The organism is Pseudarthrobacter sp. R1, assembly GCF_024494415.1.
Taxonomy (GTDB): domain Bacteria; phylum Actinomycetota; class Actinomycetes; order Actinomycetales; family Micrococcaceae; genus Arthrobacter.
The window spans coordinates 64,062-89,686 of record NZ_JAMKFI010000011.1 but is presented as its reverse complement, the minus strand read 5'-3'; the positions used below and the strand labels follow the sequence as shown (position 1 = coordinate 89,686).

The 25,625-nt window shown below is 65.4% G+C and carries 28 protein-coding genes and 1 pseudogene; 12 read left to right on the top strand and 17 right to left on the bottom strand.

Annotated features, from left to right (window positions below; translation table 11 throughout):
* The first annotated feature begins 55 nt into the window (after positions 1-55).
* Both M8J71_RS21400 and M8J71_RS21395 read left to right on the top strand, forming a co-directional pair.
* Positions 56-787 (top strand): DUF72 domain-containing protein, encoded by a 732-nt coding sequence (locus M8J71_RS21400; protein ID WP_256249867.1) that lies wholly within the window; start codon positions 56-58, stop codon positions 785-787.
* 66 nt (positions 788-853) lie between these two features.
* Complete coding sequence (locus M8J71_RS21395) at positions 854-1,945, top strand: App1 family protein (RefSeq protein WP_256249866.1); 1,092 nt, start codon at positions 854-856, stop codon at positions 1,943-1,945.
* 90 nt (positions 1,946-2,035) lie between these two features.
* On the opposite strand, the gene M8J71_RS21390 is transcribed toward M8J71_RS21395, so the two are convergent.
* Positions 2,036-3,583 carry a glycoside hydrolase family 1 protein gene (locus M8J71_RS21390; protein ID WP_256249865.1) on the bottom strand — a complete coding sequence of 516 codons (1,548 nt, stop codon included), beginning with the start codon at positions 3,581-3,583 and terminating at the stop codon, positions 2,036-2,038.
* A gap of 121 nt (positions 3,584-3,704) precedes the next feature.
* Between M8J71_RS21390 and M8J71_RS21385 the strand changes: the two genes are divergently transcribed.
* Entirely contained in the window at positions 3,705-5,093 is a 1,389-nt protein-coding gene (locus tag M8J71_RS21385) for an AAA family ATPase (protein WP_256249864.1), read from the top strand.
* Between the two features lie 38 nt (positions 5,094-5,131).
* Here the strand turns inward: M8J71_RS21385 and M8J71_RS21380 are convergent, their stop codons facing one another.
* From M8J71_RS21380 to M8J71_RS21370, 3 genes are all read right to left on the bottom strand, one after another.
* The gene (locus tag M8J71_RS21380) at positions 5,132-5,509 is read right to left on the bottom strand and encodes a hypothetical protein (protein WP_163166255.1); all 378 of its coding nucleotides are present in this window, start codon (positions 5,507-5,509) and stop codon (positions 5,132-5,134) included.
* Between the two features lie 76 nt (positions 5,510-5,585).
* Positions 5,586-6,017 (bottom strand): J domain-containing protein, encoded by a 432-nt coding sequence (locus tag M8J71_RS21375; protein WP_256249861.1) that lies wholly within the window; start codon positions 6,015-6,017, stop codon positions 5,586-5,588.
* 83 nt (positions 6,018-6,100) lie between these two features.
* On the bottom strand, positions 6,101-6,526 hold the full coding sequence (locus tag M8J71_RS21370) for an Hsp20/alpha crystallin family protein (RefSeq protein ID WP_256250095.1): 426 nt from the start codon (positions 6,524-6,526) through the stop codon (positions 6,101-6,103).
* A gap of 137 nt (positions 6,527-6,663) precedes the next feature.
* Between M8J71_RS21370 and M8J71_RS21365 the strand changes: the two genes are divergently transcribed.
* Complete coding sequence (locus tag M8J71_RS21365) at positions 6,664-6,978, top strand: MerR family transcriptional regulator (RefSeq protein WP_374114882.1); 315 nt, start codon at positions 6,664-6,666, stop codon at positions 6,976-6,978.
* Positions 6,979-7,081: 103 nt separating this feature from the next.
* Here the strand turns inward: M8J71_RS21365 and M8J71_RS21360 are convergent, their stop codons facing one another.
* Positions 7,082-7,882: a phosphatase PAP2 family protein gene (locus tag M8J71_RS21360; protein ID WP_256249859.1), complete on the bottom strand. Its 801-nt coding sequence runs from the start codon at positions 7,880-7,882 to the stop codon at positions 7,082-7,084.
* A 142-nt stretch (positions 7,883-8,024) separates the two neighbouring features.
* Between M8J71_RS21360 and M8J71_RS21355 the strand changes: the two genes are divergently transcribed.
* Positions 8,025-9,137, top strand: coding sequence for a DNA alkylation repair protein (locus M8J71_RS21355; protein ID WP_256249858.1), 1,113 nt, complete (start codon positions 8,025-8,027; stop codon positions 9,135-9,137).
* A 17-nt stretch (positions 9,138-9,154) separates the two neighbouring features.
* Here the strand turns inward: M8J71_RS21355 and M8J71_RS21350 are convergent, their stop codons facing one another.
* The 3 genes from M8J71_RS21350 to M8J71_RS21340 form a co-directional block, all read right to left on the bottom strand.
* Entirely contained in the window at positions 9,155-10,990 is a 1,836-nt protein-coding gene (locus M8J71_RS21350) for a S8 family serine peptidase (RefSeq protein ID WP_256249856.1), read from the bottom strand.
* Positions 10,991-11,157: 167 nt separating this feature from the next.
* Positions 11,158-12,030: an NAD-dependent epimerase/dehydratase family protein gene (locus tag M8J71_RS21345; protein ID WP_256249855.1), complete on the bottom strand. Its 873-nt coding sequence runs from the start codon at positions 12,028-12,030 to the stop codon at positions 11,158-11,160.
* Positions 12,027-12,620, bottom strand: a complete 594-nt coding sequence (locus M8J71_RS21340; RefSeq protein WP_256249854.1) for an adenylate kinase — start codon at positions 12,618-12,620, stop codon at positions 12,027-12,029. Before M8J71_RS21340 ends, M8J71_RS21345 begins: the two co-directional genes overlap by 4 nt.
* A gap of 295 nt (positions 12,621-12,915) precedes the next feature.
* Here M8J71_RS21340 and M8J71_RS21335 point away from each other — a divergent pair, with 295 nt between their 5' ends.
* Positions 12,916-13,659: a GAF and ANTAR domain-containing protein gene (locus M8J71_RS21335; protein WP_256249853.1), complete on the top strand. Its 744-nt coding sequence runs from the start codon at positions 12,916-12,918 to the stop codon at positions 13,657-13,659.
* 117 nt (positions 13,660-13,776) lie between these two features.
* Here the strand turns inward: M8J71_RS21335 and M8J71_RS21330 are convergent, their stop codons facing one another.
* The 6 genes from M8J71_RS21330 to M8J71_RS21305 all read right to left on the bottom strand — a co-directional run bounded on the left by M8J71_RS21330 (position 13,777) and on the right by M8J71_RS21305 (position 19,822).
* Complete coding sequence (locus M8J71_RS21330) at positions 13,777-14,529, bottom strand: lytic transglycosylase domain-containing protein (protein WP_256250094.1); 753 nt, start codon at positions 14,527-14,529, stop codon at positions 13,777-13,779.
* 356 nt (positions 14,530-14,885) lie between these two features.
* Positions 14,886-15,722: an alpha/beta fold hydrolase gene (locus M8J71_RS21325; protein WP_256249852.1), complete on the bottom strand. Its 837-nt coding sequence runs from the start codon at positions 15,720-15,722 to the stop codon at positions 14,886-14,888.
* Positions 15,723-15,816: 94 nt separating this feature from the next.
* Positions 15,817-16,014 (bottom strand): hypothetical protein, encoded by a 198-nt coding sequence (locus tag M8J71_RS21320; RefSeq protein WP_163166235.1) that lies wholly within the window; start codon positions 16,012-16,014, stop codon positions 15,817-15,819.
* A gap of 254 nt (positions 16,015-16,268) precedes the next feature.
* On the bottom strand, positions 16,269-17,453 hold the full coding sequence (locus tag M8J71_RS21315; protein ID WP_256249851.1) for a fatty acid desaturase family protein: 1,185 nt from the start codon (positions 17,451-17,453) through the stop codon (positions 16,269-16,271).
* A 13-nt stretch (positions 17,454-17,466) separates the two neighbouring features.
* Entirely contained in the window at positions 17,467-18,564 is a 1,098-nt protein-coding gene (locus tag M8J71_RS21310; protein WP_256249850.1) for a ferredoxin reductase, read from the bottom strand.
* A 223-nt stretch (positions 18,565-18,787) separates the two neighbouring features.
* Entirely contained in the window at positions 18,788-19,822 is a 1,035-nt protein-coding gene (locus tag M8J71_RS21305; RefSeq protein WP_256249849.1) for an LLM class flavin-dependent oxidoreductase, read from the bottom strand.
* 74 nt (positions 19,823-19,896) lie between these two features.
* Between M8J71_RS21305 and M8J71_RS21300 the strand changes: the two are divergent.
* The 3 genes and pseudogenes from M8J71_RS21300 to M8J71_RS21290 all read left to right on the top strand — a co-directional run.
* A pseudogene (locus M8J71_RS21300) lies at positions 19,897-20,133 on the top strand (YnfA family protein); the annotation flags it as partial.
* Between the two features lie 101 nt (positions 20,134-20,234).
* Positions 20,235-20,639, top strand: coding sequence for a YidH family protein (locus tag M8J71_RS21295; protein ID WP_256249846.1), 405 nt, complete (start codon positions 20,235-20,237; stop codon positions 20,637-20,639).
* A gap of 3 nt (positions 20,640-20,642) precedes the next feature.
* Positions 20,643-20,978: a DUF202 domain-containing protein gene (locus M8J71_RS21290; RefSeq protein WP_256249844.1), complete on the top strand. Its 336-nt coding sequence runs from the start codon at positions 20,643-20,645 to the stop codon at positions 20,976-20,978.
* Between the two features lie 20 nt (positions 20,979-20,998).
* On the opposite strand, the gene M8J71_RS21285 is transcribed toward M8J71_RS21290, so the two are convergent.
* Positions 20,999-21,397, bottom strand: a complete 399-nt coding sequence (locus M8J71_RS21285) for a DUF3592 domain-containing protein (protein WP_163166221.1) — start codon at positions 21,395-21,397, stop codon at positions 20,999-21,001.
* A gap of 57 nt (positions 21,398-21,454) precedes the next feature.
* Here M8J71_RS21285 and M8J71_RS21280 point away from each other — a divergent pair, with 57 nt between their 5' ends.
* A complete protein-coding gene (locus M8J71_RS21280) occupies positions 21,455-21,691 on the top strand; it encodes a DUF2630 family protein (RefSeq protein WP_256249843.1) in 237 nt (78 codons plus the stop codon).
* A gap of 28 nt (positions 21,692-21,719) precedes the next feature.
* Here M8J71_RS21280 and M8J71_RS21275 read toward each other — a convergent pair whose 3' ends face one another.
* Entirely contained in the window at positions 21,720-22,406 is a 687-nt protein-coding gene (locus tag M8J71_RS21275; protein WP_256249842.1) for a DUF2848 domain-containing protein, read from the bottom strand.
* Positions 22,407-22,554: 148 nt separating this feature from the next.
* Between M8J71_RS21275 and M8J71_RS21270 the strand changes: the two genes are divergently transcribed.
* Positions 22,555-23,940 (top strand): MFS transporter, encoded by a 1,386-nt coding sequence (locus M8J71_RS21270; RefSeq protein WP_256249841.1) that lies wholly within the window; start codon positions 22,555-22,557, stop codon positions 23,938-23,940.
* 72 nt (positions 23,941-24,012) lie between these two features.
* On the opposite strand, the gene M8J71_RS21265 is transcribed toward M8J71_RS21270, so the two are convergent.
* Entirely contained in the window at positions 24,013-24,669 is a 657-nt protein-coding gene (locus tag M8J71_RS21265) for a GntR family transcriptional regulator (protein WP_256249840.1), read from the bottom strand.
* Positions 24,670-24,700: 31 nt separating this feature from the next.
* Here M8J71_RS21265 and M8J71_RS21260 point away from each other — a divergent pair, with 31 nt between their 5' ends.
* Positions 24,701-25,495, top strand: coding sequence for a carbon-nitrogen hydrolase family protein (locus M8J71_RS21260; protein ID WP_256249839.1), 795 nt, complete (start codon positions 24,701-24,703; stop codon positions 25,493-25,495).
* The last annotated feature ends 130 nt before the right edge of the window (positions 25,496-25,625 follow it).

Below are 25,625 nucleotides of genomic sequence, written 5' to 3'. Positions count from 1 at the left end.
ACCGGGCACAGGGGTGTAGCCTTCACAGCAACGGCAGCAGGCACCGGAGGCACTCATGGCAATCCATATCGGCACCTCCGGATGGAGCTACAACCACTGGGAGAACGTCCTCTATCCACCCAAGCTGCCGGTCAAGGACCGGCTCCAGCACTACGTAGCCCGGTTCCGTACCGTCGAACTCAATGCCAGCTTCTACCGCTGGCCCCGGGACACAACATTTGCGGGGTGGAACCAGCGGCTGCCGCCCGGCTTCAGCATGTCCGTCAAGGCCCCCCGGGGGCTGACCCACGCCCGAAAACTGTACGAGCCCGAGGTGTGGCTGGAGCGCATCACGCGATGCTGGCACGAACTCGGCGATAAACGGGCGGTCCTCCTGGTCCAGTTGCCGCCCGGCATGGAGCGGGACGATGCCCGGCTGGACTACTTCCTGGCTGCGGTCCCGGACTGGATCCGTGTCTGCGTGGAGTTCCGCCACCCGAGCTGGGACAGCCCCGAAGTGTTCACCCTGCTGGAACGGCACCAAGCAGCCTACTGCATCATGAGCGGCGCCAACCTGCCCTGCATCCTGCGCACCACGGCCCCCTTTACCTATGTCCGGCTGCACGGGCCGGACCACGAGCACCTGTATGCCGGCTCCTATTCGGATGCGGACCTGCACTGGTGGGCGGAACGGATCCGGGAGTGGTCCGGCAGCGGCCAGGACGTTTACGCCTACTTCAATAACGACGGCGAGGGCCACGCCGTGCGGAACGCCGAGACCCTGCGCGGGATCCTGGGAGAAGGCTGACGTCATACTCCTCCGTGGGGACCAGTGTTCCCTTCCCCGGGCGCCGCCCTGTGGCAGAGTGGAGCCATGGACACGGCTCCGAACAATTCGTCACAGAAAACAGCGCACACTCCGGTCCCGGACGCGCTCTCGGGAAACCAGGTGTTCCGGCTGGCGCACCAGCTCTCGGACGCGGTCAATTCGGTGCGGATCCGGCTGGCCAAGCGCTGGCACTTTGTGCCCCAGACCATCGCTTACCAGGGCTATGGCTCCACCAGCCTGGTGCGCGTCCTGGGACGGGTCCTGCTGACACAAAAGCCCCTGCCCGGGAGCAAAGCAGAGCACGCGGCGCGGAACGGCAACCAGAACGTCCGCGGCTGGCGTGCCTTCACCAGTGTGCCGCTGCAGTTTACCGACGTCGAAATCACCATCGGCGATGTTGTCACCCACGTCAAAGCGGACCGTGGCGGGCTGATCGACACTGAGGTGGACGTAACGCTTTCACCGGGCTGGCACACGGCTGTCCTCCGGGCGGAAGGAACAGAACCCGTCGAGGCCCTGATCCAGGTAATCGCACCCGACGTGAAGTTCGGGATCGTCTCGGACATCGACGACACCGTCATGGTGACGGCCCTGCCCCGGCCGTTCCTTGCCCTCTGGAACACATTTGTGCTGAGCGAACGGGCGCGCATGGCCACGCCGGGCATGGCGGTGCTGCTGGACCGGCTCACCGTCGAACACCCCGATGCGCCGGTGATCTACCTGTCCACGGGGCCCTGGAACGCGGCGCCCACGCTGGCCCGTTTCCTCAACCGCAATATGTATCCGTCCGGAGCCCTGCTGCTGACCGACTGGGGCCTGACGCAGGACCGCTGGTTCCGCAGCGGCCAGGACCACAAACGCCAAAACCTGGACCGGCTGGCCAAGGAGTTCCCGGACATGCGCTGGCTCCTGGTCGGCGACAACGGCCAGCACGATGAGGCGATCTACTCAAGCTTTGCCCAGGACAACCCGGACAAGGTTGCAGCCATCGCCATCCGGCAATTGTCCGTCAGCGAGTCCGTATTCGCGGGCGGCCACTCGGAGGACGGCGACCACACCACGTCCAGGGTGCCCTGGATCTATTCCCCGGACGGTGCCGGCATAGCCAAGCAGCTCGCCACGCTGGAGCTTCTCTAGGCCCTGGACCTTTTTCTAGGCCCCGGTCCGGAACCGCGCGTCCTGGCCAGCCCGCACGGCCCGGCCCCAAGCTCCAGCAGCCGCGAACGCCTAAGCGCTGGCACCCAAGGGTGCCACGCCGTCGTCGGGCGCTTCGGCATCAAGGACTTCAGGCGCCGCTGCCTGCGCGATGGCGGCCCCCGCGGCGTTGACAAGGTCGCGCTCCTCGATGAGTTCCTGGTACCAGAAGTAGGAGGCCTTGGGCGTCCGCTCCTGGGTCTCGAAGTCCACATGGAGCAGCCCGAACGCTTGGTTGTAGCCCGCTGACCACTCGAAGTTGTCCAGGAGGGACCAGACGTAGGACCCGCGCAAATCGATCGACTCAGCGTCACCACCCGGGGCGGTGGCCCGCAGCGCGGCCTCAAGATGGTCCGAAAGGTACTTCAGGCGGCGCTCGTCCGGGATGAAGCGGGTGTTGGTCGATTTGTCCCGGACGATGATGTCCTCGAAGCTGGCCCCGCCCTCGGTGAGGATGACGGGCGGCAGGTTGGGGTACCGTTCGGCCATTTCCTTCAGGGCGACTCCCATGTACTCCGGTTTCACCGGCCAGCCGTAGGACGTGATGTCTGCCTCCGGCCAGGTTTCCACGTGGAAGGGAGTTCCACCGCTGCCCGCCGCGCTGAGGTCGCTGCCCATGGCCTCGGCCATACTCGCCGGCACCGCGCCTGCGCCGGGCCCGACGGCCACCTTGGTGGGCATGTAGTAGTTGAGTCCGTAGAAATCCAGCGGCTGGGAGATGAGCTCCATGTCCTCGGCGGGGTGGTCGAAGGCGCTGAAGAACTTGGCGGCCCGGATCAGGTCCGGATATTTTCCGGTCAGCACGGGGTCCGCATAGAGACGGTTCTGGGCCAGGTCCATCAGGCCTGCGCTGATGTAGTCCAGCGGGTTGATGGAGTTTGGGACCATGGGCGAGTAGACGTTGGTCATGCCGATTTCGCCGGGCACATTCGCGGCACGCAGGGCCTGCACTGCCAGGCCGTGCCCCAGCAGTTGGTGATGGACTGTGGGGAAGGCGCCCAGGACGAGCTCCTTCCCGGGCGAATGCAGGCCGAGCGAATATCCGTTGGTGCTCACGGTGGCGGGCTCATTGATGGTCACCCACCGGGCTACCCTGTCGCCGAACTTTTCGGCAAGGATGCCGGCGTACTCCCCCAGGCGGTAGGCGGTGTCACGGTTCATCCAGCCACCGGCCTCGTCCAGGGCGAGCGGAGTGTCCCAGTGGTAGATCGTGGCCATGGGTGAGATTCCGTTGGCGAGGAGCTCGTCCAGCAGCCGGTCGTAAAAGGCCAGGCCGGCGCGGTTTGCGGGGCCGCTGCCCGTGGGCTGGATGCGGGGCCAGGCGAACGAGAACCGGTACGAGTCCACACCCAGCTGCTTCATGAGCGCCACGTCCTGGGGCATGCGGTGGTAATGGTCGCACGCTACGGCCGGGCTGTGGTCCTCCACGATGGCGCCGGGCTTGCGGGAAAACACGTCCCAGCCTGCAGGTCCGCGGCCGTCCTCATCCAGCGCGCCTTCGATCTGGAAGGCTGCGGTGGCCACGCCAAGGGTAAACCCCGGCGGGATGAGTGCTGCGAGGTCCCTGGCGGTAATGTGCATTGATTCAACCCTTACTGACGAACAGGACGGCACCTGCGGAGTCCTTCAACTTCCGCGAGGTCAGGACCATATCCTTGCACGATTCCCTTGCTGCTGGTGAGCAGGCTGCTAGGGTCTGGGAATGGATGAAAAACTGGGGAAGTTCATCGATAATTTTGCTGATCTGGTGCAGCTGGCACAGGCCAGCAGCCACAGGCGCCAGGCCGGGGTGCAGCTGCTGGATACGCTGACCGGGCACCTGGGCCTGGCTGCCGAAGACCTTGCGGTGGTGGAGGAACAAATTCCGCCCCACCGGTTCGTTGATGCGGACATCGTTATGGCCGGGCTCGCGGCCCTGGACCCGGAAAGCAGGCTGGTGGGGGTGGGCGGCGGCGGCCAGCGGCACCACCAGTCCTTGAGCGACATGCTTCAGCAATCACAGGCCTTCCCGCAGTTCCCGCTGGCCCAGCCCGACTACATCAACCTGCCTGTGGGGCCGGACAGCCAGCGCCAGGCGGTAGGTTTCGGGGTGCGGCTCTTAACGTACGACGGCGGGCGGCTGGCCGTCCTGCAGCGGGCGGCGGATCCCCGGTCCGGGCGGCAAACCGCTACCCTGGAGGTGGCGCCTGAGAACACCGAAACAGGGGCTGCGTTCCTGGCCGAGTACCGGCGCCGGATGGACAGCCAGAGTGTTTTCAAGGGCCAGGTCATTTCCCTGGCAATGGGTGAGTTCGGACCCAGCAGCGGCGGGGTGACCTTCCATCACCGGCCGCAGCTGCAGGAGCAGGAGGTCATTCTTCCGCCTGGCCTCCTGCACAAGGTGGCGGGCCACGCCGTCGGCATTGCCGCCCACCGCGAGTCCCTGAAGCGCCACGGACAGCACCTCAAACGGGGCGTCCTGCTGTACGGCCCTCCCGGAACAGGCAAAACACACACCGTGCGCTATCTGCTCGGCCAAAGCGAGGGCACCACCGCCATCCTCCTCAGCGGCGGTTCGCTCGCCCGGATCTCGGAGGCGGCACGGATGGCCCGCGCCTTGCAGCCATCGATGGTAGTGCTCGAGGACTGCGACCTTATCGCCGAGGACCGGAGTTTCGGCCATGGGCCGCAGCCGCTGCTCTTTGAAGTCCTGGATGCCATGGACGGCCTGGATAATGACGCCGACGTCGTATTTGTGCTCACCACCAACAGGCCGGACATGCTGGAGCGGGCGCTGGCGCAGCGGCCCGGCCGGGTGGATCTTGCGGTGGAGATCCCGTTGCCTGCGCTCCACGAACGGATCGAGCTCCTTCGCCTCTACGGCCGGCAGGCCGGTTTCAGTCCCGACGCCGTGGCTGCCGCCGCCGAGCGCACCGACGGAACCACCGCTTCCTTCGCCCGCGAACTGGTGCGCCGGGCCGTGGTGGCCGCAGCACTCGAGGACGTGCCGGTGTCCGATTCCCACCTGGCAACGGCGGCAGAAGAACTGCTGGGCGACGCCGAATCCCTGACCAGGAGCCTGCTGGGCAGCGGCGCGGCAGGAATCGTCTAACGGCGGCCCTGCGCTTAAGGCTTCCCGGGATTTACCGGTCACTGGTCGCCGAACAGGAATTCCTTTGCGTGCGCCACGGCCTTGCGGAAAGCATCGTTCCGTAACGTGACCAGGTGCTCCGTTTCGCCATCGGCCGGTTCCAGATAGCCGGTGTAGCCCGGCCGCAGCACCCAGATGTCCCCCGCGGGCGGAAGATAGAACACGCCGAAGGACCGTTGCTGCCTCTCGTCGTTCGTCCATACCGGCACCACAGCCAGCGCCGCTCCGGTAGCGGGGTTGATCCACTGGGCACGTGGAACCGGCTCCTCATGCGCTTCCGGATCCAAAAACGGAGCGGTGCCCTGGCCCCACCGCTGTTCGAAGCGCTCGTGGAATGCAGGCATCAGGTGTGAATCATAGCGGCGCCAATCGCTCATACAGTTCTCCGCCTCTCGAAGTGGTTCCCGGGTTGGATCGCGGGGGGTTGCTAGGGCATGACAGGTGTTGTGGCAGCTAGGCCCAGGGGCCGCTTTCCCAGCGCACGGGTGTGATTCGTATGATGTTCCCGCCCGGGCCGGCGGCGTGCCGGACCTTGCGGACCGGGATGTCCGTCCCCGCTTGGGATGCCGGTACTGCACGGACTGCCGGGTGTGCCTTGATTTCGCGGTCATACGCTGCCCGCCGGGCAGGATCGCGCAGGACGGCGAAGGCCTGCATAATGCGCAGCAGCTCCGCTTCGGGTGGCGTTCCTCCACCCGACGCGGAGTTCTGCACCGCGTCCTGGGCGCCCTCGAGCACACCCTCCTTCACCCCCGACGTGGCCCTTCCGCCTTCCATGTCCGGGTGATGGTTGCGCATCAGCGCACGGTAGGCGCGTGAGATCTGCTGCCGCGTGGCGTCATGCGGGATGTGCAGGGCGGCGTAGTAATCCGGGGTTTGGCTCATGTCAGTCTTCCGGTTCCAGCTGCAGTTCCGAATCCGGGCGGCGCAGGGCAACCCGGGGTTGCCCTGCGCCGTCCACCGCTGGCCTAGGTTCCGATCTGTTGCATCTGGCCCTGCTGCGTCTCGATTTCGATCTTGCGCGGCTTGGCCTTTTCCGCCACGGGGATCCGTAGCGTCAGGACGCCTTGGTCGTAACTGGCCTTGATGTTGTCCGTGTTCAGGGTGTCACCCAGGATCAACTGGCGGCTGAAGACGCCGCGCGGACGCTCGGAGGCAACCAGCTCAACATTGGGCTGGGTGGGGTCCTGGCGTTCCGCCCGGACCGTAAGGACGTTGCGCTCAACGTTCAGGTCCAGCGAATCGAGCTTGACGCCCGGAAGATCGAAGGCCACCACGAACTCACCGTCTTCCTGCCAGGCATCCATGGGCATGGCGGCCGGGCGGGCGGCGGTTCCAAAGACCTGCTGCGTGAGCCGGTCCAGCTCACGGAACGGGTCCGTACGCATCAACATCATTTCCCACTCCTTCAGCTTGTCAGATGTTGGATCGATGCCATATCCGTCCCCATGATCTATGGTGATGGATATAGATTTTTTATAGCACCCGTGGGAAACTGAAGCAAGACTCCCCGACAATTTTTGGAGAACTGATGGCAGGGCAGGAAACAGGAGGGGCCCGAGTGCCTGCAAAGGGACGCGCACTGTATGCCATCTCCGTGGCGGCGGAGCTGGCAGGCACCGGCCAGCAGAACATCCGGCTCTATGAGACGCGGGGCCTGCTCACGCCGTCGCGTACTTCCGGCGGCACACGGCAATACAGCGATGCGGACATCGCGGTGCTGCTGCGGATCGGCGAACTCCTGGAACAGGGCCTGAACCTGGCCGGCGTTGCAAAGGTGCTGGAGCTGGAGGAAGCCAACGTCAAGCTCCATCGGGCCCTCAAGCGGTCCCGGCCACCGGCCTGAGCCGGCGGCATGAAAGGCCCGACGACAGCCAGCCGCCTCGGCGCCGTCCGGCTCACTTGCACCCATACTTGGACGTCCTTGGAACGCCTTGGCCTCCTGGAGTTCAGTCCCGCGGCGCGTCCGCCTTGGACAGTTCGCCGGTGATCCGTTCGCCTGGAACCCTCGCCGTCCGCCAGGTGTCGAGGGCGATCACTCCGCCCAGGATCACCAAGGACAGCGATAGCGATGCCAGGGCATCGCTGAGCCAGTGGTATCCCAGGTACAAACGGCTGAGGGCCGCCAGCACAATGCCGATGCCTGCCCCGATGAACCCGAAGACGGCAGCCCGCCTGTTGCTTCGCCGGGAGTAGATCAAAAAGGCACCCACCAACAGGAAGTCACAGGCTCCCAGGACATGCCCGGACGGGAACGAAAAGGTTTGGTCAACGCCAAACAGCATCTGGTCCACCGGGGGACGGGACCGCCGCACAATCTGGAGGATGATCTGCGAAATGATGACGCCCGTGAGCATCGCTGACGCCAGCACAATGGGGCGCCAGGCGTGCTTGGCCGCGAAGCCCCAGGCGGCAACAACCACCAGGACGATGATGGGGAGGGCCACCGGACCGAAGACCACGGCCAGGAAGATCATGATGGCTGTGAGGGTCGGTGACCTCAGCCCGAGCAGCCAGTCGCGCACCGGGCCGTCGGCGGCGGAGAGGCCATCGGCCTGCACCACGCTGATCAGGGTGGCGATGAAGAGCGCCACCCCCAGCGCCATCAGAACGATCGACGCCCGGTACAGCCCCCGCCGGTCGTTCGGCTCCACATAGCGCTCCTCCACCACGAATTTGTCATGGAAGACCCGCCATCTGCTGGCCCTTTTACCGGTAGCCCCGGAACCCGCTGATCCCTGCTGTGCCACTGCATGCCCGTCCCTAGATGGAGATTTGCCTAGGGTGAAGATTATCCCGGTTGCGCGGCTTTGGCGCGGTATCGGGTCCGGCCTTTCCATCAGGGATCCGGGGGCCGCCCGAACTGTCATACCGCAGCGGTAGCCTGACTGCATGGGCGTAATGAACGAACTGATTGATCCTCCGGGCATAGGCACGCTCACGCGTATCTTGACGGAAAGTGCGCCCATGGTGGAGTGGAAGCAAACTGCTGCCACCGCATCCCTGCTGGGTGACCTGAACTTACGGGCACGGACCGACCTGGTGGCCGATGCCCTTGTGGCCGACATCAGCACGGGTCCGGTCCCGGGATATACGACGGCGTCCGCCAGCTTCCGTGCGGCATTGGCAGCTCCGAAATTCACCGGCTGGGTCCTCTGGCCGGTTTCGGAGGCGGCCGTCACCCTCGCGCTCGCCTCGGATGCCGCGGAGGACTTCAACGACTGCCTGGCCCTGCTCGCCGAACTGACGCCACGGCTCACCGGGGAATTCGCCGTCCGCCGCCTCCTGGCCAGGGACATGGACCGGGCACTGGCAGCAATCCTGACGTGGACCGCACACCCTGATGAGCACGTCCGCCGCCTGGCGAGCGAGGGCACACGGCCGTACCTTCCGTGGGCGGTGCGCGTCCCAGCCCTCGTCCGGCGGCCCGAAGCCACCCTGCCCATCCTCACAGCCCTCTACCGCGACCCGTCCGAATATGTACGGCGTTCTGTAGCCAACCACCTCAACGATCTCGCCCGCCACGCGCCAGATGCTGTTGTGGACACAGCCCGGCACTGGCTCGCGGCGGCAGACCGCAACACGGGCTGGGTGGTCCGCCATGGTCTCCGCACCCTCATTAAGAAGGGGCACCCGGGCGCACTGGCGCTGTTTGGCTTCCCGCCGGCGTCGGTGGCCGTTTCCGGGCCGCGCCTTGACCAGGAAATCCTCACGGTGCCCGGAGAGTTGACGTTCGCCTTCGAGATTTCCAATACCGGCACCCGGGATGTCCGCCTCGCCGTGGACTACCTGATCCACTACCGGAAAGCCAATGGCAGCCAGTCGGCAAAGGTCTTCAAGATCTCAACCCTGACCCTGGCGCCGGGCGAGAGCAGGAGCATCTCCAAGCGCCACGCGTTCAGGCAGATGACCACCAGGGTGCATCATCCGGGACTGCACGCGTTGGAGCTTCAGATCAACGGCGCGGCGCATGGGCGCACCGAGTTCGTGCTGGAGATGGCCTAGCTCCCCGCTGGGATGGCTTAGAACGAGCCGGTGGTGAACTGCCAGCTCCTGCCGGCGAACGGGTTTCCGGCAAGGTCGCGGACTCCGGCGCTGCCACCGGTCACCGTCACGGTGTACTTGGTCTTGGCCGCCAGCGCCTGCTGGGGGTCCAGTACCCACTGGTTGGTGGTGCCGTTCCGGTACACGGCGGCCGGAACCACCGCGCCGGTGGCAGCGTTCTTTACCGTGAACGTCGCCCCTGCCACCCCCTGGACGGCCTCGTTGAAGGTAACGCTGATGTTGTTGGTCCGCCGGACCAGCAGCGCGTTGCTGCCAGGTGTGGAGGCGGTGACCACGGGGGCCGGGCCGGTAAGGAAGCTCCAGGTGGCTGAGGCCAAGGGGGTTCCTGCGGCGTTGCGGATGGCGGAGGTTCCGCCCACCAGTGTGGCCGTGTAGGTTGCGTCAGCGGGCAGGCCGGCAGCCGGGTCCAAGGTGGCCGTGCGGGTGCTGGAGTTGTAGCTGACCGTGGCCGGGATAGCGCTGCCAGCCGCATTCTTGAGCACAAACGTTCCGGTGGTAACGCCCTGGACCGCGGCGCTGAAGGTGGCTGTCACGTTGGCTCCCGCTGCTACTGCCGTTGCGTTGGATCCTGGGGTGACGGCAATGACAGTGGGCGCCGGAGCGGGGGCAGGTGCCGGGGCGGGGGCGGGGGCTGGTGCCGGGGCGGCAGCAGCAGCGCCGGCAAACAGCAGGCGGTTCGGGGTTCCGCTGGTGGCGCCGGTAATGACGCCTGCGGTTGCATTGGACGTGAGCGTGCCCGCCACCTGGGCCGGTGTGAGTGCCGGGTTCTGGGAAAGCAGCACTGCTGCTGCCCCCGCCGCGTGGGGAGCGGCCATGGAGGTTCCGGACATCGATGCAGTGGCGGTGGCAGACGTGTGGTGGGTTGAGGTAATCCCCACCCCGGGAGCGTAGAGGTCCACGCAGGATCCGAAGTTGGAGAAGGATGCCTGACGGTCAGATGAGTCACTGGCAGCTACGGTTACGGCTGCCGGAACGCGGGCGGGAGAGGTCCCGCAGGCATCCACGGCGGAGTTGCCGGCGGCAACCACAGCAGTGACGCCGTCGTTTATTACCGCCTGGATGGCCGCGTCCACGGCGGTACTGGCGCCGCCGCCCAGGCTGAGGTTGGCCACTGCGGGCGTTCCCGCCGTATGGTGGGCCGCGATCCAGTCCAGGCCCGCCACCACGTCTGAGTTGTAGCCGGAGCCGTTGCAGTCGAGCACCCGGACCGGCACGACGGTAGCGCCCTTGGCTACACCGTAAGTCGATCCGGCCACCGATCCTGCCACGTGGGTGCCGTGCCCGTTGCAGTCGCTGGAGCCCCGGCCGTCAGCAACGGCGCTCCAGCCGGCCGCCACCCGCCCGCCGAAGTCCGCGTGCGAGGCCAGGACACCTGTGTCCACCACGTACGCGCTCACGCCGGCTCCGGATGCCGTCCAGGAGTAGGAGCCGGACAAGGGCAGGGGCCTTTGGTCCACCCGGTCCAGGCCCCAAGGTGCCGGCTGCTGGGTTGCGGAGAGCCTGACAGGGGCGTCGGCTTCCACCGAGACCACGCGGCCGGAGCGTGCCAGCGCCGCTGCCTGTGCAGGATTGGCGGTAACCACGGCACCACGGACGGCGTGGGCAAAAGTACGGCCGACGCCGAGCCCCTGCGTCCGCAGCCCGGCTGCCTCCGCGGCTACATCGGCATTGGCTGCGTACCGGACGATGTAGCGGCCAGTTTCGCCGGCATCTGCCGGCGGGGCTGCTGACGCCGGCACGGATGTGGTGGAAAGGGCGACGGCGGAGACCAACACTGCTGCGGCGGTCAGCACAAAGGATGGAGTGCGAATTTTCGGGTCCTTGTTTTGGCGTTGCGGGCTGCGCGGGCAGCTGATTTATCCGCCCTACCAAAAGGTTAGGACCTGGTTCGCCCCGAAACCCGGTCCTTGCAGGATCTTGTGCCAACCCTATGAGATTCCTGCGGCCCGGACCTGGCGGGTTAGATTGAGGCGCCTGCCGGGATATCCACCTGGTGGTTCCGCCAGGAGTACTCCGGCTCGAAACCAAGCAACCGCCTGGCCTTGTCAATTGACAACATGGTCTCGTGCTCGCCCAGGTCCTTGGTGACCTTGACGTCGGGGAACACCTCCGCCGCCAGTTCCGCGCTTGGCCGGCTCATCACCGTGTCCGCGTTGGCGATGATGTACGCCTCGAACCCGGGCCCGGCGTTTTCCAGTGCACGGACCACCGCCTGCGCTCCGTCACGGCCATCGATATAGCTCCACAGGTTCCATTTCCGCAGCGTTGCGTCGGCATCGAAAGCCGGAAACCTGTCGTAGTCTTCGGGATCCATGACGTTGGAGAACCGGAGCCCGGAGATGCTCAATTCCGGGTCCCACCGCGTCAGCTCCACCGCCATCTGCTCCTCGAGGTGCTTCACCAGCGAGTAGGTGCTCTCCGGCCTGGCGGGATACTCCTCGTCCACCGGAATGTAGGGCGGGTCGACGTCGAACGGCAGTCCCAGCACCGTCTCGCTGGAGGCATACACCACCTTCTTGATTCCGGCCCGGCGGGCTGCCTGGAACACGTTGTAGGTGGCGAGCATGTTGTTCTCGAAGGTGGCGGCGTCCGGAATGATGCCCGGCGCGGGAACGGCACCGAGGTGGACCACTGCGTCGAATCCGCCGTGGCGGTCGTCCAGCCCCAGCATGACATCCACCACCTGGCCGTAGTTGCGCAGGTCCACCACCACCAGCCCCGGGTTCCGCTCCCCTGCGCGGTCCAGGTTGAGCACCTGGTGCCCGTCGTTGGCCAGCCTGCGGACCACGTGCCGTCCCAGCTTTCCGCTTCCCCCGGTTACTGCCACCCTCATGCGTGTTCTCCTTTTCGGTTGATAAAGCGTTCGACGGCGGCGATCGCAAGTTTGGTGATGTCGCCGGGTTCGCCGCTGCCGTTCACCGGCACCAGTAAGCCCCGGCCTGCGTAGAGGGACACCACTTCGTGGGTCTCGCGGTGGTAGAGGTCAAGGCGGCGCCGGAACACGTCCACGGTATCGTCCCTGCGGCCCTCGTCCCTGGCACGTTGCAGCATCCGCTGTTCCAGCTCGGCATCGGGGGCCTGGAGCTCGATCACCGCATCGAGCGCGTGCCCCTGGGAGGCCAGCATGTTGTCGAGCTCCATAACCTGGGGTGCGGTCCTCGGGTAGCCGTCCAAAAGAAAGCCTGCCTTGACGTCGGCCTCCAGGAGCCGGTCCTTGACCAGGGCATTGGTGAGGTGGTCCGGAACGAAGTCACCGTCGTCGAGGTACTTTGCGGCTTCATTGCCGAGTTCAGTTTCCCGGCTGACATTGCTGCGGAAGATCTCGCCCGTGGACACGGCGGGAATGCCGAAATGCCGTGCCAGGTGTTCCGCCTGCGTTCCCTTGCCGGAGCCGGGCGGACCGATAATGAGCAGTCTGGTCATGTTTCTGTCCCTCCACGGCGCAGCACCGCTGGTTTCCGGGTCCACCGCCGGCGGCTCCGGCGCGTCCCCTATTCTGCCCGCAATACCCGTTCCGGCACCAGCAGCCACGGGGTAACAGGGGAAGCCAATATGACGTTTCCCGTGTCCGGAGGATGTATATACTTTTCGGTATCGGTTTAGCAGCAGGCCGTTGGAAAGTTCGTCGATCCAGCGAGCATTGCCGCCGTCCGCCCTTGGGGTTGGACGGAGCATGTTGCCGGCTCGTTTTGACCTGAGCGAATGGCACCAAGAAACCGTGGCCAGCGAGTCAACTGCTAAAACTGATACATCCATTACTGACCACCTGCATGAACTTGTCCTCAACAGCTCCGATGTCGAGGACTTCCTCACCGAACTGGCGCAGGTGTCCGCCCGCAATCTGTCCGAGCCCGGCGACGAGATCCTGTGCGCCATTACCCTGCTGCGGGAGCGGAAAGCCGCCATGGTGGCCAGCAGCAGCCCGGCCGCCGAGGCCGTTGCACGGCTTGAGTACGAATTCAACCAAACGCCCAGCATGCTTGCCTCCACCACCCAGGAAACTGTCCATGTTCCGGATATCCGCGACGATGGTCAGTGGCCTGAATACTCCGCGGCCTTGCTGGGTGAAGGCGTCCGCTCCGTCCTTGCGCTGCCTTTCCAGCTGGAAGGCGGCACCAAGGCGGCTTTGTTGCTGTACTCGGGCCGCCCCAACCGTTTCGAAACACGGGTGCTCGAATTCGCCGAGGACTTCGTCAGCCAGACCTCCCTCGCGCTCCGGCTTGCTGTCCGCTTCGCCCACTACAGCGAGACAGCGGCAAACCTGCGGGCAACCCTGGAATCGCGGACAGTCATCGACATGGCGGTGGGTATCATCATGGCCCAGAACCGTTGCAGCCAGCACGACGCTTTCGAGATCCTGAAGACGGCGTCCAGCACCCGCAATTCGAAACTGCATGACGTTGCCACGGCAGTGGTCAACGCCCTGGGCCAGGGTCCGGCACGCACCCACTACGACGGGTAGCAGCCCAACGTCAGGCCGCTTCGTCAGGGCTGGGCCGCCCGCCGTCGTCGGAACCTGCGACGAGGGCCGCCACGGAAGCGGCAGCGGCGTGGACGGTGCCGGTAGCCGCCGCGGTTCTTATCCGATGGCGCCCGTCGTCCCGGCGTATGCGGGGGCCTGGTCACGTACCTGGACCAGGTAGGCATCCGACTGGTTGTAGGAGTAGATGGCGTCGGTCCATCCGCAGGCGCTGGTGAGATCCCGGCCGTGAGCACAGAGGTAGCTGGCTGTACTGAGCGCAGCGTCGTCGATGTTGAAGGGATCCGCTGCCCCATCACCGTTGCCGTCCCTCCCCGCAATCTCCCACGTAGAGGGAATGAACTGCATGGGCCCCACGGCACGGTCCCAGCGCGCGTCGCCATCCAAGGCTCCAGCATCCGTGTCAGCGATAGCGGCGAACCCGTTTCCGTCCAGGCTTGGGCCAACAATTGGTCCGCTGGCCTGCCCTGCGGAGTCCAGGCTTCCGCCGCCGTAGGACCCGTGGTGGGATTCCACGAAGCCTACTGCCGCCACCGTATTCCAGCCGATCCCGCAGCCCGGAGAGGACTGGTTGGCCGCGCCGGCCGCAGCCACGTAAGCCCGGAGCGCCCGCGCGGGAATGCCGGTCTGCGCGGCAGCCTGCGCGAGCCACTCGGCGTCCGCATTCCGGGTGATGTTCACGGCCGGCGTGATGCCGGTGGACAGCGTTTCAAGTTTCGCCTCCGACCGCGGCGGCGGATCGAGGGTCACGCGGGCATCCGCGCCGGACCGCTGCAGCGCCCAGAATGACAGCGCTGTGACGGCGCACACCGCGAACACGGTGAAGACCAGGAGACGCCTGAGGCGCAGCACAGTGTCACGGGAGCCAGTCACGCGTTCGATCCTATCGATCGCAGTGGGCCGGGCAGACCAACTGTATGGTGCGGCGGCGGACCCCGCCCGTTACCCCCAACGCGCCATCACCTCCCGCGGGCCCAACCCCAACGCCCCATCACCTCCCGCAGGCCAAACCCCAACGCCCCATCACCTCCCGTAGACCAAACCCCAACGCGCCACCACCTATAGAACATCTTCCCGAAACGCCCCATCACCTTCCGTAGGCCAAACCCCAACGCCCCATCACCTATAGAACATCTTCCCGAAACGCCCCATCACCTTCGGCGACGGCGGATTCCCGCCGTCGCCGAAGGTTCCGGCATAAGGCGGGACTACTTGGCCAGGAAGCGCAGCAGCGCTTCATTGACCTCCGCGGCGTGGGTCAGCAGCAGGCCGTGCGGGGCGCCTTCGATCTCCACGTACTCCGCGCTGGGCAGGGCCTTGGCGAACAGCCGTCCGGTGGAGTCGATGGGAAGGATGTTGTCCGCGGTGCCGTGGAGGATCAGCGCGGGAACGTCAATTTTGGGGATGTCCTGCCGGAAGTCCGTGAGCCAGGTGGGCTGCGCTGCAACCGAAGCAGTGGCTCCTGCGCCGGAAGCCGTGTTCCAGCTGGCATTGACTGCCTCCTGGCTGAGGCGGGGCGTGCCAAGGAAGGTGTCGGTGTTGTAGAAGTTCTTGAAAAATTCCGTGAAGAACGCGTACCTGTCTGCCGTGACAGCCTGGTTCAACCCGTCGAAGACCTCCTGCGGGACACCGGCCGGATTGTCGTCTGTCTTCAGCAAGAAAGGTTCAAGGGAGCCGAGGAACGCCGCCCTCGCCACCCTTGCCGAGCCGTAGGTGCTCAAATAACGGGCCACTTCGCCGGTACCCATGGAGAAGCCGACCAGCACCGCGTCGCTGAGGTCCAGAGTTGTCAAAATGGTGTTGAGATCGGCAGCAAACGTGTCGTAGTCATATCCCTCAGTGGTCTTGCTCGACTTCCCGAAGCCGCGGCGGTCATAGGTGATCACCCGGTAGCCGGCAGCCAGCAAAGCGGCAGTCTGCTTCTCCCAGGAGGCGCCGTCCAGGGGATAGCCATGGATCAGCACGACCGCCTGGCCCGACCCATGGTCCTCGTAGTAAAGCTCGATGTCAGTGCTGTTTTCAGTTCCAACGGTGATGAAAGCCATCGCGGCGGTCCTTTCGAGACTGTGGGATCAATGCGGGCGGGAAATGCTTTTGCCCGCGCAATTCCTACTCTAGGGCGGTCCGCCGTGCTCCACGCTACTGTGAGGGCTGCGGAAGCTCGCAGGATATCTGGGGATTGGCACCCATATAGTTCAGCGGGCCGGCGACGATGGTGATCGCGATCGTCCCTGCTTGCGCGCAGTTCCCCGGCGCGGAACCAAAGTAGCCGCGCTGCCACGCGGCCACACCGCCGATGATCAGCCAGATGACAACAAGAGCTCCGAGAATCCGCATGATTCCTCCATAGGCCGTGGCGGCTGTGGGTTCAATTATGCGGCGTGGGCGGGCAAAAGTAAGCGATCGATTGGAGAAAACCCGCGTCAGGTGAGAGAGCGCCGCCGGAAAACCCGCATCAAGTGAGAGAGCGTCGCCGGAAAACCCGCATCAAGTGAGAGAGCGTCCGGGGGCGCAGACAAAAGGCACCTCCTGTGCCGGGAAATCCCGGTACCGGAGGTGCCTTCTGTGTATTGAACAGGCAGCGCTTTTGATCAGGCGCTGGCAGCCTTGCCCGGAAGAGCCAGCTTGAAGATCTTGCCCCAGGTGGATCCAACCTGCTTGAGCAGCGGGCCGGTGGTGTACTTCAGGCCGTAGCGCTGGCAGATCTCGCGGACCTTGGGCGCTACCTCGGCGTACCGGTTGGACGGCAAGTCCGGGAAGAGGTGGTGTTCGATCTGGTGCGACAGGTTTCCGGTCATGATGTGCATGAACTTTGACCCGGAGATGTTGGCGGAGCCGATCATTTGGCGGATGTACCAGTCGCCGCGGGTTTCGCCTTCGGCCATTTCCTCGGTGAAGGTGTCGGTACCTTCGGGGAAGTGGCCGCAGAAGATCACAGCGTGGGCCCAGACGTTGCGGACAGCGTTTGCGGTCAAGGTTCCGTAGAGCGCCTGCTTGCCGGAGCCCGTGAGCATGGCCACGGCGGGGGTTGCGGCGTAGTCCTTGGTGAACTGGGTGACAACCTTCTTGCCGAGGGCCTTCAGGTCCTTGAGCAGCGCCTCTTTGGACTTCGTGCCTTCCTTGAACTCCGTGAGCTCAAGGTCGTAAATGGCGATTCCCCACTCGAAGAGAGGCGCCAGAATAGCATTGAACAGCGGGTTGGCCAGGTTGACGGGCTTCCACGGCTGCTGTTCGTCCATGCGCAGGAGGTTGTATCCGACGTCGTTGTCCTTGCCAACCACGTTGGTCCAGCGGTGGTGCAGGTCGTTGTGGGTGTGCTGCCAGGAACGAGACGGGGTAACGAAGTCCCACTCCCAGGTGGTGGAGTGAATGTCCGGGTCCCGCATCCAGTCCCACTGGCCATGCAGGACGTTGTGTCCGATCTCCATGTTTTCCAGGATCTTGGCCAAGCTGAGCAGTGTGGTTCCGGTGACCCAGGCAGCCTTGTTCTTGCTGACCAGCAGTGCAGCACGGCCGGAGATTTCCAGGCCGCGCTGGACCTTGATCACGCGGCGGATGTAGGCCGCGTCCGCTGCCCCGCGCTTGGCCAGAATCTCATCGCGAATCGCGTCCAGCTCGCGGCCAAGTTCCGCTACCTGCTCGTCAGAGAGGTGCGCTGCAGCGGGCGGGCGGACCGTGGGGCTGCCGGACTCGGCGAGCTTTCCCGGGCGCGTCCTTGACCCTCCGGTTGCAGCGCCTTCGGCGGGGTTGGTTTTGCTCGGTGAAATTACAGTCATACCGTTGTGCTCCTCAGATTTCGAGGTTGACGGGTCCGGCGGCTGCCGAGACACACGTTTGGATCAGTTGGCCGGGTTCGCCATGGACTTCCCCGGTTCGGAGGTCCCGGACCTGCCCTGACAGGAGCGGGGTGAGGCAGCTGTGGCAGATGCCCATGCGGCAACCGCTGGGCATCAGCACCCCGGCGTCCTCGCCGACGTCCAGGATGGGGGTGTCGCCGTCGGCTTCCACCTCACGGTCCGAAGCTTCAAAGGTGACCAGGCCGCCGTCGTGGCCGACGCCGCCTTCGAAGGTTGTATTGAAGCGCTCGATCATGAGGTTGCCGGCACCGCCCGCGACTGCCACATCGGAGCCGGGGGCGGCGGTGGTCAGCGCTGCGCGCTTCCACAGGGCCTCGGCGTCGTCCAGGAAACTGTCCGGGCCGCAGGCGTAGGCCGAGCGTTCTTTCCAGTCGGGGCAGATCTCGTCCAGCTGCTTGGTATTGGTGAGGTCCATTCGGCCTTGCTCGCCGGTAAACCAGTGTGCGAGGCGGAAATTGGGGAACTGGTCGGCGAGCTCGGCAAGTTCCTCGCGGAAGAGGCTGTCACCTGGGGTGCGTGCTGAGTGGACCAGGACGACGTCGGCATCCGGACGACGTGGAACAAGGGTGCGGATCATGGACATCACCGGAGTGATGCCGCTGCCCGCAGTCACCATCAGCAGGGGCCTGGGGTGCTCAGGGAGCACGAAGTCGCCCTGCGGAGGGGCGAGGAACAGGACGTCGCCTGGCTTGGTGGTCCGGACCAGGGTGCCTGAGACGGCCCCGACATCAGTGACCGTAATGGCTGGGTCCTTGCCGGCGGGGGCGCTCAGGGAGTAGGACCGCCAATGGCGGACGCCGTCGAGCTCGACGCCGATCCGCGCCCACTGGCCAGCCAGGTGGGAGTGCCACCCGCGGCCGGGCCGGAAGAAAATCGTTGCAGACTGTGCGGTCTCCTGCACCACGCGCGTCACGACGCCGCGAAGTTGCCGTGCCGAGTAGACAGGGTTGAACAGCGCCAGGATGTCCTCCGGCGACAAGGGGGTTGTGAGCACGGTGGCCGCCTGGGCCAGCTGACGTAGCCGGATCATGCGTTAAAGCCTAAAAGGGCGCGGGCCATATTTCTCTCTCTCCGTCATATGACCGTTCCGCAGTCACGCTGTAGTAAGGGCGCTAAGCCCCCAAAGCCGCACTCTAAGAGTAACGGCTGCTGCCTGCAGAAGGTTCCCCGTATTTCAGTAAGCATGCTTAGTGTATCGTCAGGGCCCTGCTTCTGCCGAAAGGTTTCTTTATGACCGGAGACATCACGGCTGGTCAGGAGGTCGCGGACCGCCAGCCTAGTGCCGGTGCGATATACCGGGTGACGTTTCCCAGGAGCTTGGCGTTGAACTCGACGCCGAGCTGGTTGGGGACCGTGAGCAGCAGGGTGTCGGCAGCCTGTACTGCTGTGTCCGCAGCGAGTTCTTCGGCCAGGAAGTCCGGGGCGCCCACGTAGCTTTTCCCGAACCGGGCGGTCAAACCGTCAATGACGCCCACCTGGTCCCGGCTGTCGCGCAGGGCACTGCCCGCGAAGTAGCGGCTGTCCTCTTCATCCACGATGGGAAGCACGCTGCGGCTGACCGAAATACGGGGTGGGTGCTGGTGTCCGGCTGCGGCCCAAGCATCCCGAAACAACTGGATCTGCTCCGCCTGGAGTTCGTGGAAGGGCACGCCGGTGTCCTCTGTCAGCAGGGTGGAACTCATCAGGTTCATGCCCAGTTCCGCGGCCCATACGGCTGTCTTCCTGCTGCCTGCTCCCCACCAGATGCGCTCAGCCAGGCCTGGCGACTGCGGCTGGACGGGCAGGAGCCCGGTGGCACCGCCGGCATAGCGGGGATCCGCTTCCGCCACTCCGGCCCCGCTGATGGCCTTCCGGAACAGGGCTGTGTGGCGACGCGCCATGTCCGCGTCTGTCTCGCCCGGCTGCGGCCGGTAACCGAACACAGCCGCCCCTTCCCGGGCCGGCTCCGGTGAACCGCGGCTGATCCCCAGCTGGAGCCGGCCGCCGCTAATGAGATCGGCCGCGGCGGCTTCCTCTGCCATATACAAGGGATTCTCGTACCGCATGTCGATCACGCCGGTGCCGATTTCGATGCGGCTCGTCCGTGCACCAATGGCAGACAACAGGGGAAACGGCGAGGCCTGCTGCCGGGCGAAATGGTGGACGCGGAAGAATGCGCCATTGACCCCCAGTTCCTCGGCGGCGACTGCAAGGTCAATGGCCTGGAGGAGGGCGTCCCCCGCAGTCCGGGTGCGGGAACCGTGGCCGGGGCCCCAATGACCGAAAGAAAGGAATCCGATGCGCTCCATACCTGCCCCAACTGCAGCGGGGCGGCAGGCATTCCCGGCTGGCATGATGGCCGGGTGGGTATTTCTGAAGAAGGTGGTGGGCCGGCCTGGGCGTGATAGCCCTGGGCCTCTACGGATTTGTCGCAACGCTTCAGCCGGACGCCCACTTCGGCCGGATCCTGGCTGCCTACGGAGGGGTGTTCGTCGCCGGCTCGCTGGCCTGGGGCATGATCTTTGACGGCTTCCGCCCCGACCGCTGGGACGTGGCTGGATCCCTCATCTGCCTGTTGGGGGTGGCGGTGATTATGTTCGCGCCCCGGAACGCAGGCTGATTCCAGTACGGCCTGCTCTTGGCGGGAACCCACACGGTATGTCGGGCTTCCGGAGCAGCACCGCAGGCGGCCGGGGCAACGCCGCTGGCTAAACTGGCAGCGTGACCAACAGCGAGCAGCCCGCCGGAGCCAATACCCCGCCGTCGCGCGGGAAAATTGCCGAGCGGCTGCTGCCCGGCGGGGAGGAACCGGACCCGCGGTTCACCCTGGCGAACGAACGCACCTTCCTTGCCTGGATCCGTACGTCCCTGGCGCTCCTCGCCGGCGGCATTGCCATCGAGGCCTTCACCGCGGACCTTTTCCTGGAGCCCGTCCGAAAGGGCCTCGCCGTGGTGCTGCTCCTGCTGGGCATGCTGCTGAGCGCGGGCGCTGCGGTGCGGTGGCTGCGGGTGGAACGAAGCATGCGCAACAAGGCCCCGCTGCCGCTGCCGCTGATTGTCCCGCTGCTGGCCGGGGCAGGGGCGCTGGCGGCCGCCGTCGTGCTGATCTTTATCCTTTGGCGCTGACCGGTGACGGCCACGCACCCCGCCGGCAGCCACGGCGATCCGGGCCTCCAACCGGAGCGCACCACACTCGCTTGGGGCAGGACGATGATGGCACTGGTCACGGTCAGCGCGATCTTCCTGCGCTGGCTTCCGGCCCACGGGCTGCCCATCCTGCTGCTGTTCGCCGTCTCGGCCGGGGCGGCTGCCGCCATCTACTTCACGCAGCGCCGCCGCTACGGCGCCAGCTCCCGCGGCATTGCAAGGGAAAATGTCGACGCCGACATCACCGCCGTGCTGTGGACGGCCTGTGCGGGGGTGGCGTTGGGCGGCCTCGGCATCGGCGTCGTCCTCGCCGGCTGAGCGAACCCGCTGATCCGGCCCTAGAACATCGGCAGGACAAACCCCGCGAGCAGCGCCACGGCGCCGATCCCGGTGAGGCAACGGCCCAGCACCGCTGCCGTTTTTCCAGCCTCTTCCGGAGCCGCCATCTGCCACTGGGTGGGCCGCTTGGGGTGGTAGTAGATGGGGAGGGTATCGCCCACCGCCAGGTCCTTGATGTCATGGGGCGACATCGGCGCATGGTGCACCTGGTACTTCCGGTCGAACCAACGGAAGCCCACGCCGCTGCTGTCCGAATACACCACGGCTTCGGCCACCGCCCATGGATGCACGAAGCGGCGCAGGAAGCCGGTGTAAAAGAGCAATCCCAGCCCGGCGGGCAGGCACAACCAAGTGAGCATTTCCAGGATTGGACCTGCCATATCAAGCACAGTGGGCATGATTCTGATGGTACAGGCGTACCCTGAGGGAAATCGTTTCCGGCGAAAGGGGCAGACATGAACAACGAGGATCTTTTGAGCCGCATCCAGGCCTTGGTGGAGGAGGAACACACACTCCGCGAGGGATCCGGAGACGGCCAGGCGCCGGACCGGGCCAGGCTCAAGCAGGTAGAAGAGAGCCTTGACCAGTGCTGGGACCTGCTGCGCCAGCGCAGGGCCAAAGCGGAGTCAGGCGAAAACCCCAACGAAGCCGAAGCCCGTCCCGTCAGCGAAGTAGAGGGCTACAAGCAGTAGCCCTCTACTTCCCAGCCGGGCTGCGTTTTCAGCCGATGGGTTCCGGCATCTGCTCCACCACATACTGGGCATCCACGGACAGCCCGGTGACGGGGTCCGCCATTTCGACTTTCCAGCTGCGGGCGAACTGGTTCACGCCCCCTGTCATGGCCACAGTGCCGGAGATGAGCACGGTGCCGGGCTGGTTCAGGCCGCGCTCGGCCAGCACCTCCAGCCAGTAGTCCGGCGTCAGCAGTGCCTCCAGCGTGCTGTCCTGGATGAGGGTGTCCGGGGTCTCCCCCTCCCCCACCCAGCCCTTCAGCGTGATCTTGTCCAAGTGGTCACGCACATCGTCAAGCCGCCATGCCTTCCGGCCCAGGATGTCCGGGCTTGCGTTCTTGCTCCAGGCCACGCCATGGACTTCGAGCTCCCGGTCGGTGTGGTCGCAGGCCACCGTCAGCAGGACGCCGTCGTCCGCGATCACCAGCGCCCACTCCGCTTCTCCGGACGTCCGTCCATGCTGCACGCGCACTTCGGACACCTGCTGCGCCAGGTAGGGCGACACCGGATAGAGGGCAGGAGTGGTGGTGGGTCCCGGAACGCCAAGCTCCGCCAGTTCGGCAATGTGCGCCTGGACTTCATCCTGCTCGCGTCCCGCGTAGCCGGCATTGAGAAGGTGCTTGACCTCCACGTCCTTGGTGCTGCCGTCGGGAAGTTCAAAGCTGAGAACCGTCATGGTGGATCCGTCCTTTTCGTGGTGCTGCAGAAAAATTAACAAACCGGAAACCGCAAAGGGTCGCCAATGTACATCCAGTATGCGTAATGTATACATTATACGCCAGCGTGACAGGCGTCACCTTTTGAACACTCCAGCGGAGGACACAATGAGCAACTCTCCCGTTCCGGCACATGGTGCGGCGCCGCACCCGCCAATCCATCCCAAAGGCCTCTACAAGGCCTTTGCCGCCAGCCTCACCGGGACGGCCCTTGAGTGGTACGACTTCGCCGTCTACTCAGCGGCCGCCGCCGTCGTCTTTCCCATCGTCTTCTTCCCCGCAAGCGATCCCCTGACGGGCACCATCCTCGCCTTCTCCACCTATGCGGTGGGCTACGTGTCCCGCCCGGTGGGCGGGATCATCTTCGGCCGCCTGGGCGACCGCATTGGCCGCAAGAAGGTGCTGGTGACCACGCTGATGATCATTGGCGTGGCCACGGTGCTGATCGGCGTCCTGCCCGGATACGACGCCATAGGCATCGCAGCGCCCGTCATCCTGGTGCTCCTGCGGTTCGCGCAGGGCGTGGGCGTCGGCGGCGAGTGGGGCGGTGCCGTCCTGCTCTCCAGCGAATACGGCGATCCGCACCGGCGGGGTTTCTGGGCCTCCGCCGCCCAGGTGGGCCCACCTGCCGGCAACCTCCTCGCCAACGGCGCGCTGGCAGTCCTGACCCTGATGCTTACGGAGGAACAGTTCCTCAGCTTCGGCTGGCGTATCGCCTTCCTTGTGTCGGCGCTGCTGGTCGCGTTCGGCCTGTGGATCCGCCTCCGGCTGGAAGACACTCCCGTCTTCAAGGCGATCGCGGCCCACGGCGAACAGCCCCATGCCCCCATCCGCGAGGTATTCAGCCATGAACTGCGCCCGCTGATCGCCGCCATCCTCTCCCGCGTGGGACCTGACGTGCTCTACGCACTGTTCACAGTGTTTACACTCACCTACGGCATCCAGTCCCTGGGCTACGAGCGCAACCAAGTACTCACCGCAGTCCTGATCGGCTCCGCCTTCCAGCTCTTTATGATCCCGCTGGCCGGCGCCGTGTCAGACAGGTTCAACCGCCGCCTGGTCTACGGGGTGGGTGCGGTGGTGGGCGCCGTCTGGACGTTCATCTTCTTCGCCATCCTCGGCGGCAACAACCAGCCGATGCTGATCATCGGCATAGTCCTGGGCCTCATGGCGCACTCCTTTATGTACGGTCCGCAGGCGGCCTTCATTGTGGAGCAGTTCTCCCCCCGGCTTCGTTCCACGGGAAGTTCCCTTGCCTACACCTTCGCCGGCGTGATCGGCGGCGCCATCGCCCCGCTGATGTTCACGGTGCTGCTCTCGCAGTTCGGCACCTGGGTTCCGGTGGCCATCTACGTGGCCGTCGCCGCCGTCGTGACCGTAGTGGGGCTCGCCATGGGCCGCGACAACGACACTGTGGAGGACCAGGACTATCGGCTCCTCCTGGAAGGAGCCAGTAACGCAACCCGGGCGTCGGGCGTGGGCGAATCCCGCTGACCGATGGAAAAGTTCTGTCCACGTGGCGTGTTTACAAGGCCTTGCAGCCTGCGCCGCGTGGACAAAACTGCGTCAGGTCCGGAGGAGGATATCCCGCGTGACAGCCAGATGCTCGTCGATCGCCTTCTGCGCCTGGTCGGCATCTCCGGACACCAATGCGTCGAGGATCCCCTGATGCTCGGCGCAGACGTCCTGCCGCCGGCCGCCCATCCGGAACAGGGCGGCAACCCCCACCAGGATCTGCCGCACGTGAAGCTTGCTGTAGGTTCGGGAAATCAGCTCATTGCCGGCCGCATCAATGAGCTGTTGATGGAAGAGCGTGTCCAGGCGGATGAACTCGCGGGCATCATCGGCCTCGCTGGTGTCGGGGATCCGGGCCTGGAGGTCCAGGGTCTCCTGCATCAGCGCGGCAGGAACGCGGTTCTCGGCGATCACCAGCCGGGCTGCGTGGCTCTCCAGGACGCCGCGGAGTTCCATCAGCTCGGAGATTTCCCGGCCGGTGACGGGCGGAACGTACGCCCCGCGTTGCGGAATCAGCTCCACCAGCCCATCCGAGACCAGGAGCAGCAGGGCCTCACGGACCGGGGTGCGGGAGACTCCAATTTCCGCGGCAAGTTCCTGCTCGTTGAGGAAGCGGCCCTGGAGTTCGGGGTCGATCAGGACGTTTTCGCGCAGGTGGATATACGCCTTTTCCCGTCCGGACGCAGCCGTACCCGCCGTTTTTCCCATACATTATGTATACAACAGATTGGAGCTATCCATGCGACTAGCAGTTGCCCAAATCATCAGCAGCGCGGACCCTGCGGCCAACCTGGAGCTGATCCGGGACTACGCTACCCAGGCCAAGGCTGCCGGCGCGGAGCTGGTGGTATTCCCCGAAGCTGCCATGCGGGCGTTCGGGAACTCACTGACGGACGTCGCCGAGCCCTTGGACGGACCGTGGGCGGAAAAGGTCCGCGCCCTGTCCAAGGAACTGGACATTGCGATCGTAGCCGGAATGTTCACTCCCGGGAAGGACGGGAGGGTCCGCAACACACTGCTGGTCACCGGCCCCGGCGTGGACACGTCCTATGACAAAGTGCACCTCTTCGACGCTTTCGGCTTCCAGGAATCCAGGACCGTGGACCCGGGAACCAGCCCGGTGACCTTCGAAATCAGCGGCACCGTGTTCGGCCTTGCCACCTGTTACGACGTCCGGTTCCCCGCCCTGTTCACGGCCAACGCCCGCGCCGGTGCCCAGGTCAACATCGTCTGCGCCTCGTGGGGCGCTGGCGAAGGCAAGGCAGAGCAGTGGGACCTGCTGGTGCGGGCACGCGCACTGGACAGCACCACCTTCGTGGTGGCCTGTGGCCAGGGCGACCCCGAGACCACCGGCGCGGGACCGGCGGGAACGGCCCCCACGGGCATCGGCCACAGCGCTGTCATCACTCCCCTGGGCTCAGCTGTAGCCGCGCTGGGCGGAAAGCCGGAACTCGCCGTCGTCGATATCGATCCGTCGACAGTGGACGAGGTGCGCACCAAGCTTCCCGTGCTGGCGAACGCCCGCCAGTTCTGATCCTCCTTGGAAATGGCGATGGCCGGGTAGGTCTCCCCGGCTTTGCCAGCGAACGACGACGGCGTGCCGCCTTCCGCGCGGCACGGCGTCGTCGTTTTCCATGGGGTGGGAAGTTCAGCCCGCGCATGCG

Bases quoted from the DNA above. Each gene is read 5' to 3' on its own strand.
- M8J71_RS21400 (WP_256249867.1), top strand. From the start codon at position 56: ATGGCAATCCATATCGGCACCTCCGGATGGAGCTACAACCACTGGGAG.
- M8J71_RS21325 (WP_256249852.1), bottom strand. From the start codon at position 15,722: ATGGCTTTCATCACCGTTGGAACTGAAAACAGCACTGACATCGAGCTT.
- M8J71_RS21375 (WP_256249861.1), bottom strand. From the start codon at position 6,017: ATGAGCCAAACCCCGGATTACTACGCCGCCCTGCACATCCCGCATGAC.
- M8J71_RS21355 (WP_256249858.1), top strand. From the start codon at position 8,025: ATGGGCGTAATGAACGAACTGATTGATCCTCCGGGCATAGGCACGCTC.
- M8J71_RS21370 (WP_256250095.1), bottom strand. From the start codon at position 6,526: ATGTTGATGCGTACGGACCCGTTCCGTGAGCTGGACCGGCTCACGCAG.
- M8J71_RS21315 (WP_256249851.1), bottom strand. From the start codon at position 17,453: ATGACTGTAATTTCACCGAGCAAAACCAACCCCGCCGAAGGCGCTGCA.
- M8J71_RS21395 (WP_256249866.1), top strand. From the start codon at position 854: ATGGACACGGCTCCGAACAATTCGTCACAGAAAACAGCGCACACTCCG.
- M8J71_RS21365 (WP_374114882.1), top strand. From the start codon at position 6,664: ATGGCAGGGCAGGAAACAGGAGGGGCCCGAGTGCCTGCAAAGGGACGC.
- M8J71_RS21305 (WP_256249849.1), bottom strand. From the start codon at position 19,822: ATGGAGCGCATCGGATTCCTTTCTTTCGGTCATTGGGGCCCCGGCCAC.
- M8J71_RS21265 (WP_256249840.1), bottom strand. From the start codon at position 24,669: ATGGGAAAAACGGCGGGTACGGCTGCGTCCGGACGGGAAAAGGCGTAT.
- M8J71_RS21285 (WP_163166221.1), bottom strand. From the start codon at position 21,397: ATGCCCACTGTGCTTGATATGGCAGGTCCAATCCTGGAAATGCTCACT.
- M8J71_RS21390 (WP_256249865.1), bottom strand. From the start codon at position 3,583: ATGCACATTACCGCCAGGGACCTCGCAGCACTCATCCCGCCGGGGTTT.
- M8J71_RS21275 (WP_256249842.1), bottom strand. From the start codon at position 22,406: ATGACGGTTCTCAGCTTTGAACTTCCCGACGGCAGCACCAAGGACGTG.
- M8J71_RS21385 (WP_256249864.1), top strand. From the start codon at position 3,705: ATGGATGAAAAACTGGGGAAGTTCATCGATAATTTTGCTGATCTGGTG.
- M8J71_RS21320 (WP_163166235.1), bottom strand. From the start codon at position 16,014: ATGCGGATTCTCGGAGCTCTTGTTGTCATCTGGCTGATCATCGGCGGT.
- M8J71_RS21260 (WP_256249839.1), top strand. From the start codon at position 24,701: ATGCGACTAGCAGTTGCCCAAATCATCAGCAGCGCGGACCCTGCGGCC.
- M8J71_RS21270 (WP_256249841.1), top strand. From the start codon at position 22,555: ATGAGCAACTCTCCCGTTCCGGCACATGGTGCGGCGCCGCACCCGCCA.
- M8J71_RS21380 (WP_163166255.1), bottom strand. From the start codon at position 5,509: ATGAGCGATTGGCGCCGCTATGATTCACACCTGATGCCTGCATTCCAC.
- M8J71_RS21345 (WP_256249855.1), bottom strand. From the start codon at position 12,030: ATGAGGGTGGCAGTAACCGGGGGAAGCGGAAAGCTGGGACGGCACGTG.
- M8J71_RS21310 (WP_256249850.1), bottom strand. From the start codon at position 18,564: ATGATCCGGCTACGTCAGCTGGCCCAGGCGGCCACCGTGCTCACAACC.
- M8J71_RS21340 (WP_256249854.1), bottom strand. From the start codon at position 12,620: ATGACCAGACTGCTCATTATCGGTCCGCCCGGCTCCGGCAAGGGAACG.
- M8J71_RS21280 (WP_256249843.1), top strand. From the start codon at position 21,455: ATGAACAACGAGGATCTTTTGAGCCGCATCCAGGCCTTGGTGGAGGAG.